This is a genomic window from Chengkuizengella sp. SCS-71B (genome assembly GCF_040100845.1).
Taxonomy (GTDB): Bacteria; Bacillota; Bacilli; order Paenibacillales; family KCTC-33759; genus Chengkuizengella.
The window spans coordinates 2,508,656-2,522,589 of the sequence record NZ_JAZHSH010000001.1; the positions used below are offsets into that span (position 1 = coordinate 2,508,656).

Consider the following 13,934-nt stretch of genomic DNA (forward strand, 5'->3'; position numbering starts at 1 on the left):
CTACTCATCTGCTAACCAAGTGCGTAATATTTTTACAAACTCATCTGGTTTACTTTTTGCTAAATGTTCTAATTGCCTCTTCACTTCATCATCTACATGTTTAGTAGGAATTTCCAAGTTAGAAAGGTCATTTTCTGAACTATAAGCTAATTCTTCTTGTTCATAAAGATTATCACGTTGTTGTTTTCTTCTAAACGCTACAAGAGCTCCACCTGCGACTAGTGCTAAAGCTACAGCGCCTAGTCCGTATGCCCATGATGGAATTCCGGATGGATCTTCACTATTACCCAATAATTTACCATTAGAAGGTCGTGAAATGACTGTTACTTTTTGGGTAATCTGATCTTCTGTAAATTGCTTGCCACTATCTGCTAATGAAGCCGATACAATATTCACCAATAGACTTTCTACTTCTTTTGTCAGATCATTTATCGCTTTCACTTGAATTGGATCATTTGGATCACCATCACTCAATGAAGGAATACTTACAGATATCGTTAAATCTTGTACAATATATGGACTTTTAATGATTGAACTAGTGATCTCATCTATTTCATAATTGATTCTACTTTCACTCTCTTCCTCACTAGTCACACCATTTTGATCTGTAGCAACATAGTTAGGAATATCATTATCACCGGTACCTGTAATACCTCCTGTAGGATTATCCTCACCAGTATAAGATTTTTGAATTTCCTCTATACTTCTTACAATCCCTTTCTGATCATCATCATCAAAAGGTTCAAATCTTGTTTCTTGAGTATTCACTTGATCAAAATTCAATGTAGAAAATACATTTACTGCGATATGTTCATCTCCTATAAAGATTTGTTTTAAGAAATTTTGAACATTTCTCTGAATTTCTAACTCATATTGCTTTTTGATTTGCATCTGTTGCACTGCAACACCTGTTTGAATACCACTGCTTGTATCTGTTCTAGATGAAGGTAGTAATTCACCCGTTAAATCAGATGAAATCGTTATATTCTCCATAGGTAGGTCTCTGACACTTGTTCTCACTAAATTGTAAATTGTATCTACTATAGGCTGCTCAATTCTGTAATTTCTTTTAAAACTGACGATAACCGAAGCATAGGATTGGTCTTCTGTACCAGAAGGAGATATAAATACACTTTCCTCTGGTAAATTCAGGACCACCTTTGACCAACTAACACCTTCAATGGCATTAATTAATTGTTCAATTTCCCCTGCTCTGGCATCGGTATTTAAAATTTCAAATTGGTTTTCTGTTATGCCTCCAAAAGTAGACATATTTTCTTTGAATATATCAAAACCCTGAGAACCATCAACAATTAAGTCCTGTGAAGCTACAGCTAATTTTACATCAGTTAAATATGTACTTGGTATACCTACACTTTTTAGATCATTTGAGAATTGATACGGTATGTTATTTGAAGTTAAATATTCTTGAATTGATGCTGCGTCAGCAGGTGTCAATTCAGTGTATGCTAGTGAATATTCTGTTTTTGATAAGTTAAAAATAACGATTGCTATTATTAATAGTGTTACGAAGAAAAGAATTCCCATCATAATCTTTTGTTTTAAACTTATCTGTTTCCAAAATTGAAGTACTTTCCCCCAATAACGACTAATTGTTTCGTTCACCTTGTCACCTCACAAATATCAATAACCATTCGCTAAGTTGTTTAAATTTGCATTCTCATTATTTCTTGATATGCCTCTACTACTTTGTTTCGCACCTCAATTGTTAACTCCAAACTTAATGAGGCTTTTTGAGAAGCAATTAATAATTCATGAGGATCAACATTTCCACCTTGAATGAATTGAGAGTTCAACTGACTTACCGTTTGTTCTTCTAGATTCATATCATGAATAGCATTATTGAGAAAACTGCTAAACTGCTTAGCTAGATCGGTTCCACCTACACTTTGTTGATTTTTTAAACCAGTTCCATTAAACTCAATGGGTTGTTGGGATACCTTATTAATCACTATGTCTTCCTCCATATTTAACTTTTTTTAAGTACTTACCGATAATCATTATGTAGAGAAAATTACTTTATTATGTTTCACATTTATCTACCTATTTCTAATGCTTTCATAAACATTGATTTTGATGCATTTAATGCTGTTACATTAGCTTCATAGGACCGTGTAGCAGAAATCATATCTACCATTTCCTTGAGGATATCTACATTGGGCATATAAACAAATCCTTCTTTATTTGCATCAGGGTGTGTCGGTTGATACAATCTTTTAAATGGAGATTGATCTTCAGTTATTTGAGTAACTTTTACTCCATTGCCAACTAAGTTGCTGCTTAATTTAGATTGAAACACTTTATCAAATGAAGGTTGACCTGCGGCTTCTGTAACAACAACCTTTCTTTGATATGGGACCCATTCTCCGTCAACCAATTTCCCTCTTGTTGTTTCAGCATTAGCAATATTGGAAGATATAATATCCATTCTTAATCGTTGTGCTGTTAATGCTGAGGAGCTAGTATTAAAACTATTTGTCAAACTCACTAAGCTCTACCTCCTATGGCTAAGCGTTTTAGTTTAATTTCATGATTTAACTGTTGAATATACAAGTTATATTTCAATTGATTTTCTGCTAATAAAGACATTTCATATTCAATATCAACATTGTTATTATTGTTATTAAATACAGAGTTTTCATCTCTTATTATCTTAGGCTCAATTGTCGTTTGTTCATTACCAATAACAAAATGTTCACTGTGAGTTCTGACACCTTCAAATTTTGTATTTTTATTCATTTCCTTATGTAATAATGATTCAAATTGAACATCAGACCTTTTAAAAAAAGGCGTGTCAACATTTGAAATATTGTTTGTAATCACATTCTGTTTTAATGTGGATGCATCTATTGAACGCTCCAATAATTTGAAGGATTGATTTACTAATAACCCCAATTCAACTACCGCCTTAAATATATAGTTTTATTGATAACCTATTCAACAAATATCGATAATATCCCTTTATTTTTCGACAAAATAAACGAAAAAATATCGTTTATTATCGAATAAGCTATACTCTATAATTTAATCCCGGGAAAAAACTTACACAATAAGGAAAAAGTCCTATTTTTAAAATAAGGACTTTTTCAAAATGAATTCAATATTAATCTTTATACAGATTGAATAAGTATAAATAACGTAGTTTTTTAATGTGCATTAACAAGCGTTTCGGGTAGTTGCTCGTTTAAGATTTTAATGTAAGTCCCTTTCATCCCAAGAGACCTTGTCTCTACCACACCCGCACTTTCTAATTTTCTGAGTGCATTCACTATAACAGACCTTGTTATACCAACACGATCAGCAATTTTACTAGCGACTAATAAACCCTCATATCCATCCAGTTCGTTAAAAATATATTCAACAGCCTCAGATTCACTATAGGAAAGTGAACTAACTGCGATTTGAACGGAAGCTTTACTTCTTGCTTCTTTTTCAATTTCTATGGATCTCCCCCTCAAAATTTCCATCCCTATAATAGTAGATCCATATTCTGCCAGTATTAGATCGTCATCATCAAACTTTTCTCCCATTCTTGTTAATACTAAAGTCCCAAGTCTGTCTCTTCCTCCAATAATTGGGACAATAGTTATATGAAATCCTTCAAATATACCTGCTAATTTCTGAATCATTGGGTCATTTGAATTATCGATGTCGACATTTGTGACAGTTTCATAAATTTTTAAAAACAATTCATTGTATTCTTGTGTTAGACGATGTTCCTCGTAAACCATTTTATTTAATTCTTCTGTTTGAAAGGGATTTGAAATTGATCGTCCCAATACTTTACCCTTTCTACTTATAACAAAAATATTTGCATCTATTATTCCATCAAGAACTTCTGACATTTCAGTAAAGTTTACAGCTTTGCCCGCAGCCTTTTGTAATAACTTGTTTAATTTGCGGGTTTTGCGTATTAGTCTCATCCTTTTATTTCCTCCTAAATTGCTACATTATAAAATATATTGACTTAAGTCTTTATTTTTAGCAATATCCATTAATTTTTCATTTACATATTCAGGTGTAATTATAAATGACTCCAAATTCAAATCTGGGGCTTCAAATGATAGGTCTTCCAGCAATTTTTCCAATATCGTATGCAACCTTCTAGCACCAATATTATCTGTATTTTGATTTACTTCGGCTGCAATTTTTGCAATCTCAGTAATAGATTCTTCCGAGAATTGTATTTTAATGCCTTCAGTTTCTAGAAGTGCAGTATATTGTTTTGTAAGTGCATTTTTAGGTTCTTTTAATATCAATTCAAATTGTTCCAATGTGAGATTATTTAATTCCACACGGATTGGAAACCTACCTTGTAACTCTGGAATCATATCCGAAGGTTTTGATGTATGAAATGCACCTGCACCAATAAACAATATATAATCGGTTTTAACAGGTCCATATTTGGTCATTATTGTAGAGCCTTCTACGATAGGCAATATATCTCTTTGAACACCTTCTCTTGAGACATCTGGTCCTGACCCTCGGTTTGAAATCGTTATTTTGTCGATCTCATCAATAAATATCATTCCTAGCTGCTCAGCTCTATTCACTGACTCTTGTATGACTTCATCCATATCAATTAATTTCTGGGCTTCTTGCTGTGTTAGAATCTTTCTTGCTTCTTTGATTGGGAGCTTGCGTTTTTTTGTTTTTTTAGGGATAATATTACCAAATAACTCCTGCATATTAAAACCCATTTGCTCATTCCCTTGACCAGCAAACATATCAAACATGGAAGGTGCATTATCCTCAACATCGATTTCAATCACTCTATCTTCTAGTTGTCCTTTTTCAAGTTCTTCCTTCAAAAAGGATCTCCTACTTGTAATTTCATCAGAACTTTCATCTTGAGAATCTTCAACTTTTTGATTTTGATTACTAAAAAACATTTCTAAAGGATTTTTTTGATTTTTAGATTTGTTTTTTGAAGGTGCTAATAAAGACACAATTTTATCGTTTGCCATCTTTTCTGCCTTTTCTTTTACTAATTCTGTTTTCTCTGCTTTAATCATTCTAATAGAGGTTTCTACTAGATCACGAATCATGGATTCAACATCCCTGCCTACGTAACCTACTTCAGTAAATTTTGTGGCTTCTACCTTTATAAAAGGAGCATCAACTAATTTCGCCAATCTTCTTGCAATTTCTGTTTTCCCTACTCCTGTTGGACCTATCATCAAAATGTTCTTAGGGACAATCTCTTCTCTCATATTTTCCTCAAGCTGACTTCTACGATATCGGTTTCGTAAAGCAACTGCCACTGATTTTTTCGCATTTTTTTGCCCAACAATATATTTATCTAATTCTTCCACAATTTGTTTTGGGGTTAATGCTTGATTATCCATACTCATCCCTCCTATCCAATCTCTTCTACAATAATATTATTATTAGTATATACACAAATCTCCGCTGCTAACTCTAAAGAAGCTACAGCTATTTGCTTTGCATCCATCTGATCTGCATGTCGTTTCATAGCCCTTCCAGCAGCTAAGGCAAAACTACCTCCGGAACCAATGGCCAATATATCATCATCAGGTTCTATGATTTCTCCATTCCCTGAAATTAACAATAAGGAATGTTCATCCATTACAAGCATCATTGCTTCTAATTTTCGGAGTACTTTATCTGAGCGCCATTCTTTTGCAAGCTCTACTGCAGATCGTTGCAAATTGCCTTGATGTTCTTCTAATTTCCCTTCAAATTTCTCAAATAGTGTAATAGCATCAGCAACGGAACCTGCAAAACCTGCAACTACCTTACCTTTATATAATCTCCGAACTTTCTTTGCTTGATGTTTCATCACCATACTATTTGCAAATGTAACTTGACCGTCGCCAGCAATTGCACCTTTACCATTGTGGCGCACGGCACAAATTGTCGTAGCATGAAATCCTTGATTCATCAATTAAAACCTCCTCTTATCCCCCATATAGTTGAACATCTAAAATTTAAATACCCAAAAAGTGAAACCCACAAAAAAATATTTGCGGGATTAAAGTAACCTTAGGTTAAGTTTTGCGATCAATATATTTAAGTATCATGAAATTTTCTTTAAAAAAACCTCCTTACGGAGATCTTAATATAAGTATACAGTAAGATAGTGTTGTGTTGCTAAAACATCCTAATTTTATCATAAACAAAGTTCGTCTTACAAGTTTGTTCCGATTTGATTTTTAAATTTTTTAATTTCATCAATCGCACGATTTGCAATCATCTCATTTTTCATCTTTTTATTTCTAATTCTTTTTTCTAATGGTGGAAATAAACCAAAATTCATATTCATTGGTTGAAAGTGCTTAAAATCTGCTGTTGTAATATAATTTGCTAAACTACCCAAAGCAGTTTCTCTTGGAAATACTAAAGTTTCCTCATTTTTAGCTACTTTTGCAGCATTAATGCCTGCAATCAATCCAGCAGCTGCAGATTCAACATAACCTTCAACCCCAGTCATTTGACCTGCAAAGAACAGATTCTCATTATCTTTATATTGATATGTCGGTTTTAACAGTTGGGGAGAATTAATAAACGTATTACGATGCATTACTCCATAACGAACGATCTCAGCATTCTCAAGTCCTGGTATCATTGAAAACACCCTTTTTTGCTCCCCCCACTTTAAATGGGTTTGAAAACCAACCATGTTATAAAGTGTCCCTGCCGTATTATCTTGTCGCAACTGAACTACTCCATAAGGTTGTTCCCCAGTGTTTGGATCAGTTAATCCAACTGGTTTCATAGGGCCAAAAAGTATCGTTTTCTCACCTCTGCCTGCCATTACTTCTATAGGCATACACCCTTCAAAGAACATATCTTTTTCAAAATCTTTCACCGGTGCTTTTTCTGCTGTAATAAGTTCCTCATGAAAGCGTGTAAACTGTTCTTCATTCATGGGACAATTAAGATATGCTGCCTCGCCCTTATCGTAACGTGATGCAAAAAAAACCTTGTTCATATCAATTGAATCTTTTTCAATTATAGGAGCTGCTGCATCATAAAAATAAAAGTACTCCTGACCTAACATCTCTTTAATTTTATCAGAGAGCTCTGGTGATGTAAGCGGACCTGACGCAACAACCGTTATTCCTTCTAGTATTTCTGTTACTTCTTCATTTTTCACTTCAATGAGAGGATGATTACGTAATGTGCTCGTAATTGCTTCCCCAAAATCATCTCGATCAACAGCAAGAGCTCCACCAGCAGGTACTTGATTTTGATCTGCACTATTGATAATAATGGAATTAAAGTTCCTCATTTCTTCCTTTAATATTCCTACAGCATTTGTTAGGTTATTTGCTCTTAATGAATTACTGCAAACAAGTTCAGCAAATTTATCTGTATGGTGAGCAGGAGTCTGACGCACAGGACGCATTTCATACAAAGTAACAGGAACTCCTTGACTTGCTATCTGCCATGCCGCTTCACTTCCCGCAAGCCCTGCTCCGATTACGTTCACATGTTGTTGTTTATCTGACAAGTTATTTTCCCCCTAGTAGTGAACTAAAAGTTCAAAAAGTTCGGTTTTTTGAGCACCAAGAAGATTGTGTGAATATTTATATTACCCCAAAAAGTGAAGTGAATCATCGATGTATTTTCTAGTACGGTGACCCCGAAAACAGAGGATTGATGTTTGTTACATACACACCGGACATCTTCCTTGAATATTCGGGCCCCGTAAAAGTAATAGGTTTAAGCTACACCGTGCTACTTCATTTTTTTTGGGTATAGTCTTTATTCGACGTCGATATGCTTCCTAAGAGATGCTTCGTTTTTTGAACACCCTCTAGTGACTACTCTTTTTTATAATCACAATTAGAACACTTTAAGTAAGTCCCTTTTTTATTTCTTTTTTCAACTAAATGTGCAGAACAATCTGGACATTTTATATCTGTTGGTTTATCCCAAGAAACAAATTCACATTCCGGGTACTGGTTACAACCATAAAACACTCTGCCCTTTTTACTTCTTCGTTCAACAATTTGTCCTTTATTACATGATGGACAGGTAACACCTATATCTTTAACAATAGGTTTTGTGTTGCGACAATCTGGAAATCCAGAGCATGCTAGAAATTTTCCGAATCTCCCCATTTTATAAACAAAATGACGTCCACATTTTTCACATATTTCATCGGAAACTTCATCTTCAATTTCAATTTCTTTCATTTCTTCTTCTGCAACATCTAGTCTCTTTTTAAATGGTGAATAAAATTCTTCAAGAACATTCACCCAAAACTCTTTTCCTTCTTCAATATCATCTAGTTCTTCTTCCATGTTTGCAGTAAATTCAACATTTAATATTTCAGGAAAAAATTCTTCCATTAACTGAATTACTAGCTCTCCCATTTCTGTAGGTACGAATTTTTTATCTTCTAGTGCTACGTAACCTCTTCTGCGAATGGTATCTAAAGTTGGAGCAAATGTGCTAGGACGACCTATCCCTAACTCTTCTAAAGTTTTAACTAGTCTTGCCTCTGTGTAACGTGGAGGAGGCTGAGTGAAATGTTGCTTAGGATCAATTTTCTTGTTTTCAAGAACATCACCTGAATTTAATTCAGGTAGAAATTTATGATCCTCTTTAACTCCTTCATCGTTTCCTTCTACGTACACCTTCATAAAACCTTGAAATTTAACCTTGGATCCACTTGCTTTAAATATTGTGTTGTTAACTTCAATATCTACAGACATTGTGTCTAATATAGCTGAAGCCATTTGACTTGCAACAAATCGTTCCCAAATCAATTTATATAATCGAAACTGATCTCTACTTAAATATGACTTTATGCTTGCAGGATCTCGCAATGTTGATGTAGGTCTTATAGCTTCATGTGCATCTTGTGAATTTGCATTCTTTTTTCCATAAACTCTAGGCTTGTTTGGAACATATTTATCTCCAAACTTTTCTTTTATATAAGTCTTTGCTTCCTCCTGTGCAACTGGAGATATACGTGGAGAGTCTGTACGCATATAAGTAATTAAACCTACACTTCCACTTTTACCGATATTTACACCTTCATATAATTGCTGAGCTACTTGCATCGTTTTAGCAGCTCTATAGTTTAATTTCCTAGCAGCTTCCTGTTGAAGTAAGCTGGTTGTAAAAGGCTGAGCTGGATTTCGAAACTGTTCCTTTTCTTTCACATTTTTTACGATAAACTGCTCGTCTTTTATCATTTGTAAAATTTCTTTAACTTCAGCTTCACTATTTAATTCGAGTTTTTTATTATCTTTTCCATAGAATTTAGCTTCAAAAGTTTTACCATGAATGGAAAGTTGAGCCGTTATAGACCAATATTCTTTAGGTTCAAATTCATTAATTTCGTTTTCTCTATCTATAACTAATTTTACGGTTACAGATTGAACACGCCCTGCAGATAAACCCTTTTTTACTTTTTTCCATAATAATGGACTGATTTTATAACCTACTAAGCGATCTAATATACGTCTAGCTTGCTGTGCATTCACCAGATCCATATTGATTGGTCTTGGTGTTTTGAAGGCATCTTTCACTGCCTCTTTCGTAATTTCATTAAATACAACACGACATGATTCTTCTTCTGATACATCTAAATAATGTGCTAAGTGCCAAGCAATTGCTTCACCCTCTCGATCGGGGTCAGCTGCAAGAAATACTCGTTTAACTTTTTTCCTAGCATCTTTTAATTCTTTTAGAATTGAACCCTTTCCACGAATGGTAATATATTTAGGAGAGAATTGATTCTCAACTTCAACACCAATTTGACTTTTAGGAAGATCTCTAACATGTCCCATTGAAGCTTTAACAATAAATTTTTTTCCCAAATATTTACTTATGGTTTTTGCTTTTGCTGGTGACTCAACAATGACTAATGAATCCGCCATAGTCTCATCCCCCCCTAATGAAAGATTAACTTTAATTATAAAAGTTATAAATTTTTTATTTATTGTGTTATAAACTTTTTGTTACAAACTTAGATCCTGGTAATTGAGATATGACATTTTTCATAAGTAAAGATAACAGAACTGAGTGTAAATGTCCAAATGTAAAATCACTTTTATGTAATATTTGCTCAAAAGTAACTGGTTCTGATGATAAAAATCCAACAATTTTTTGTTCATCGTTACTTAATGTTTTACTAGTAGTTAAATTTTTTTCATTGTAACTTATTTTCATCATATGCTCATATTCTTCAACTATATCCTTTAAATCGGTTACCATCTTTGCCCCTTGTTTAATCAATGATAAAGTACCTTGACTTTTTGGTGAAGTAATCGGACCAGGTATAGCAAAGATATCCCTTGACATTTCTAATGCTTGATCTGCTGTAATTAATGAGCCGCTTTTTTCAGCTGCTTCAATTACAATTGTACCTAAAGATAAACCTGCAATGATCCGATTACGTTGCGGAAATAAACCTGGATGTGGTTTTGTCCCTAATGGAAATTCAGAAATAACCAACCCTTTATTCACAATAGACTCATATAATTGTTTGTTTTCTGAAGGATAGACTACATCTATACCTGAACCCAAAACAGCAATAGTTGAACCGAATTGATCTATAGCGGATTTATGGGCAATGCTGTCAATTCCTCTTGCTAACCCACTTATTATGCAAAATCCCAGACTAGATAATTGATTTGCTAGTTTTTCTGTAATCATCTTTCCATATACTGTAGGGTATCTTGTCCCAACAATTGCTAATTTATTATTGTCCAAGAGGTTTAAGTTCCCTTTATAATAAATGACCCAAGGAGGACTCGGTGTTTCCTTTAAAATTTTCGGATAACCCTCATCAAAAATCGTTAAAAATGAGATATTTTCATTTTTATATATATCTAATCTACACTGAATGAAGTTTAAATTCAAATTTTTTGAAATAATTTGAGCTTTACTCTTAGGAATGTTGTAGTTTTTCATCATCGAATTTTCATCACTACTAAGAAGTTTTTCCACCCCATTTTCAATGTGTTTATTGTGTTTTATGGATTGATAAATCAATTGTATCGTTTTCCATCCGATTCCATTTAACTCATGTAAACCAAACAAAATATTACGCGACTCCATTTTTCATCTCCCCCAACTTATATTTTCTTAAAGTGTAAAAAAACCTTCCATATCAACTTAGATATAGAAGGTTTTTTTTATCAATTTATTATTTAGTAATACATTTTTGCAATAATCCATGTTGCTCTAGGACACTTACTAATGTAGCTCCCATATCTGATGGTGTTGGAGCCACCTTTATTCCACAAGCTTCTAATGTTGCTGTTTTTTCAGCAGCAGTTCCTTTTCCACCTGAAATGATAGCCCCTGCATGACCCATTCTTTTCCCAGGAGGAGCTGTTTTTCCACCAATAAAACCAACAACAGGTTTTTTCATATTTTCTTTAATCCACTCTGCAGCTTCTTCTTCTGCAGTCCCACCAATTTCTCCGATCATAATAACAGCATAAGTATCAGGATCTTCATTAAAACGATCTAATACATCGATAAATTCCATTCCCTTTACGGGATCTCCACCAATACCAACTGCTGAAGATTGACCAATCCCTCGAGTCGTTAATTGATGTACCGCTTCATAAGTCAAGGTTCCACTTCTAGATACAACACCAACATGTCCCTTAGTATGTATGTACCCTGGCATAATACCAATTTTACATTCATCAGGTGTAATTAACCCTGGGCAATTTGGACCGATAAGAAGCGTCTTTTTCCCCTCCATATATTTTTGCACTTTAACCATGTCTAGAACTGGGATACCTTCTGTTATACAAATGGCTAATTCTACTTCTGTATCAACGGCTTCCATAATCGCATCAGCAGCAAAAGCAGGAGGTACATAAATAACTGAAACTGTTGCACCTGTTTCTTTTACAGCTTCCATAACCGTATTAAATACAGGCAAGGAAACTGTATTTCCATTTTCAAGTTCAATATCTACATTTGTTCCTCCTTTACCAGGAGTCACGCCACCTACCATTTGTGTTCCATAATCCAATGCACCTTTTGTATGCAACATACCAGTAGATCCGGTAATCCCTTGGGTGATGACTTTTGTATCTTTATTTATTAAAATACTCATCGTATTTTCAATCCTTTCTAAATTATTATAATTTGGGTGGATTACTTCACTAATTCCACAATTTTTTGGGCTCCATCTGCCATTGAATCAGCAGCTACTATATTTAAACCTGATTGATTTAAGATTTCTTTTCCTTGTTCTACATTTGTACCTTCAAGTCTAACAACTAAAGGACGGTCTAATTGAATCTGTTTGGCTGCTTGAACAACTCCATCAGCGATGATATCACAACGCATGATTCCACCAAAGATATTTACAAATATACCCTTAACGTTATCATCAGATAATATAATTTTAAAAGCTTCTGTTACTTTCTCAGTAGTTGCACCGCCCCCTACATCTAAGAAGTTCGCAGGGTCTCCACCATAATGTTTAATGATGTCCATCGTTGCCATAGCAAGCCCAGCACCATTAACCATACAACCGATATTTCCATCTAAAGCAATATAACTTAAATCAAATTTAGAAGCTTGGATTTCTTTTTCATCCTCTTCATCTAAATCACGATATTTTAATATATCAGGATGACGATATAATGCGTTTGAATCAAAATTCAATTTCGCATCCAACGCCATAACATTTCCGTCACCAGTCACAACTAGTGGATTAATCTCTGCAATAGAACAATCTTTTTCAACAAAAGCAGTATATAAACCGGACATAAATTTAACGGCTTTATTCACTAATTTAGTTGGGATATTTATGGAATAAGCTAATTTTCTAGCTTGAAATGCTTGCAAACCTACAGCTGGATCTACAACTTCTTTAAAGATTTTTTCAGGTGTTTTTTCTGCAACTTCCTCAATCTCGGTTCCACCCTCTTCAGATGCCATCATAACAACTCTACCTGTATCACGGTCAACAACGATTCCAACGTAATATTCTTTCTGAATATCACAACCTTGTTCAACTAACAAACGTTTGACTTCTTTTCCTTCAGGTCCTGTTTGATGTGTTACTAAAACTTTACCTAAAATTTCACCAGCATATGTACGTACTTCATCTAAATTTTTTGCTACTTTAACACCGCCTGCTTTACCTCTTCCACCCGCATGTATTTGAGCCTTTACAACATTTACAGATGTTCCAAGTTCTTTAGCAGCTTCCACAGCTTCATCAACAGTAAAAGCAACTTTCCCTTCTGGGACCGCTACACCATACTGTCTCAAGATTTCTTTCCCTTGATACTCATGGATATTCATTTCTATTTTTCCTCCTATCAAAATTCACTTATAATGTGTTGACAACTTGTCTATTTTATAACGATTCTCTATTAGAACCATATACTGGAACAGGTTTATATAGTCCTTATCACAAATCCTAAACTATTGTACCATTTTTTTTTGACAATTACCTTACTTTTAAAAAAACACACGATTCATAGCAATATCATTTTTCTAAATTAGGTATAAAAAAAATTTATCACTATAGTTCGATAACAAAAACTCCTATCGAAGTCTCTCGAACGCAGACATTTATCACATCGATGTGAAAAGGGAAAAACCGTCCTAGGGACGGTCTTCTATAATATAAATATCTTGTGCATAAAATCTATCTTTCACACACATCAGCTCATCGGTGTAGTGACATTTTCAAATCTTGGTTCCCGCTCAGCCTGTTTAATAAAGCGCATTTCGTTGCCCCTAAAGTTACATACTCTGCATTGAATCATTGGTTCCGCCTCAGCAATCACGGTTGGATCCTCTTGTTCAACGACCTGTCCGGAATAAGCATCCTTTAACATTTGTAAGGATGTTGAAGCAATTAAGTTAAACTTTATTCGATTTGCACGACAGTTTGGACAAAAATATGGTTTTTCTTCCATTTTTATCACCTCTAATATACTATGTCC

Annotated in this window: 13 protein-coding genes; all 13 read right to left on the bottom strand. The window is 34.1% G+C overall.

Features of this window, described 5'->3' with window-relative positions; translation table 11 throughout:
* The 13 genes from fliF to VQL36_RS12290 all read right to left on the bottom strand — a co-directional run bounded on the left by fliF (position 1) and on the right by VQL36_RS12290 (position 13,907).
* Positions 1–1,626 (bottom strand): flagellar basal-body MS-ring/collar protein FliF, encoded by a 1,626-nt coding sequence (fliF, locus tag VQL36_RS12230; RefSeq protein ID WP_349249584.1) that lies wholly within the window; start codon positions 1,624–1,626, stop codon positions 1–3.
* 41 nt (positions 1,627–1,667) lie between these two features.
* Positions 1,668–1,973: a flagellar hook-basal body complex protein FliE gene (gene fliE / locus VQL36_RS12235; RefSeq protein ID WP_349249585.1), complete on the bottom strand. Its 306-nt coding sequence runs from the start codon at positions 1,971–1,973 to the stop codon at positions 1,668–1,670.
* Between the two features lie 83 nt (positions 1,974–2,056).
* Positions 2,057–2,509 (bottom strand): flagellar basal body rod protein FlgC, encoded by a 453-nt coding sequence (flgC, locus tag VQL36_RS12240; RefSeq protein ID WP_349249586.1) that lies wholly within the window; start codon positions 2,507–2,509, stop codon positions 2,057–2,059.
* On the bottom strand, positions 2,509–2,916 hold the full coding sequence (gene flgB / locus VQL36_RS12245) for a flagellar basal body rod protein FlgB (RefSeq protein WP_349249587.1): 408 nt from the start codon (positions 2,914–2,916) through the stop codon (positions 2,509–2,511). Before flgB ends, flgC begins: the two co-directional genes overlap by 1 nt.
* Before the next feature lie 251 nt (positions 2,917–3,167).
* Positions 3,168–3,944 (bottom strand): GTP-sensing pleiotropic transcriptional regulator CodY, encoded by a 777-nt coding sequence (gene codY / locus VQL36_RS12250; RefSeq protein ID WP_349249588.1) that lies wholly within the window; start codon positions 3,942–3,944, stop codon positions 3,168–3,170.
* Between the two features lie 27 nt (positions 3,945–3,971).
* Positions 3,972–5,369 (bottom strand): ATP-dependent protease ATPase subunit HslU, encoded by a 1,398-nt coding sequence (gene hslU, locus VQL36_RS12255; RefSeq protein ID WP_349249589.1) that lies wholly within the window; start codon positions 5,367–5,369, stop codon positions 3,972–3,974.
* A gap of 11 nt (positions 5,370–5,380) precedes the next feature.
* On the bottom strand, positions 5,381–5,926 hold the full coding sequence (gene hslV / locus VQL36_RS12260) for an ATP-dependent protease subunit HslV (RefSeq protein ID WP_349249590.1): 546 nt from the start codon (positions 5,924–5,926) through the stop codon (positions 5,381–5,383).
* Positions 5,927–6,172: 246 nt separating this feature from the next.
* Complete coding sequence (gene trmFO, locus VQL36_RS12265) at positions 6,173–7,498, bottom strand: FADH(2)-oxidizing methylenetetrahydrofolate--tRNA-(uracil(54)-C(5))-methyltransferase TrmFO (RefSeq protein ID WP_349249591.1); 1,326 nt, start codon at positions 7,496–7,498, stop codon at positions 6,173–6,175.
* A 313-nt stretch (positions 7,499–7,811) separates the two neighbouring features.
* Positions 7,812–9,881, bottom strand: a complete 2,070-nt coding sequence (gene topA, locus VQL36_RS12270; RefSeq protein WP_349249592.1) for a type I DNA topoisomerase — start codon at positions 9,879–9,881, stop codon at positions 7,812–7,814.
* Between the two features lie 67 nt (positions 9,882–9,948).
* A complete protein-coding gene (gene dprA, locus VQL36_RS12275) occupies positions 9,949–11,064 on the bottom strand; it encodes a DNA-processing protein DprA (RefSeq protein WP_349249593.1) in 1,116 nt (371 codons plus the stop codon).
* An 88-nt stretch (positions 11,065–11,152) separates the two neighbouring features.
* Positions 11,153–12,082, bottom strand: a complete 930-nt coding sequence (gene sucD / locus VQL36_RS12280) for a succinate--CoA ligase subunit alpha (protein WP_349249594.1) — start codon at positions 12,080–12,082, stop codon at positions 11,153–11,155.
* Between the two features lie 41 nt (positions 12,083–12,123).
* The gene (gene sucC, locus VQL36_RS12285; protein ID WP_349249595.1) at positions 12,124–13,284 is read right to left on the bottom strand and encodes an ADP-forming succinate--CoA ligase subunit beta; all 1,161 of its coding nucleotides are present in this window, start codon (positions 13,282–13,284) and stop codon (positions 12,124–12,126) included.
* A 365-nt stretch (positions 13,285–13,649) separates the two neighbouring features.
* Entirely contained in the window at positions 13,650–13,907 is a 258-nt protein-coding gene (locus tag VQL36_RS12290) for a hypothetical protein (protein ID WP_349249596.1), read from the bottom strand.
* Positions 13,908–13,934: the final 27 nt, after the last annotated feature.

Excerpts from the sequence above, each read along its gene's own strand:
- codY (WP_349249588.1), bottom strand. The coding sequence starts at position 3,944 with ATGAGACTAATACGCAAAACCCGCAAATTAAACAAGTTATTACAAAAG.
- hslU (WP_349249589.1), bottom strand. The coding sequence starts at position 5,369 with ATGGATAATCAAGCATTAACCCCAAAACAAATTGTGGAAGAATTAGAT.
- hslV (WP_349249590.1), bottom strand. The coding sequence starts at position 5,926 with ATGAATCAAGGATTTCATGCTACGACAATTTGTGCCGTGCGCCACAAT.
- topA (WP_349249592.1), bottom strand. The coding sequence starts at position 9,881 with ATGGCGGATTCATTAGTCATTGTTGAGTCACCAGCAAAAGCAAAAACC.
- dprA (WP_349249593.1), bottom strand. The coding sequence starts at position 11,064 with ATGGAGTCGCGTAATATTTTGTTTGGTTTACATGAGTTAAATGGAATC.
- sucD (WP_349249594.1), bottom strand. The coding sequence starts at position 12,082 with ATGAGTATTTTAATAAATAAAGATACAAAAGTCATCACCCAAGGGATT.
- sucC (WP_349249595.1), bottom strand. The coding sequence starts at position 13,284 with ATGAATATCCATGAGTATCAAGGGAAAGAAATCTTGAGACAGTATGGT.
- VQL36_RS12290 (WP_349249596.1), bottom strand. The coding sequence starts at position 13,907 with ATGGAAGAAAAACCATATTTTTGTCCAAACTGTCGTGCAAATCGAATA.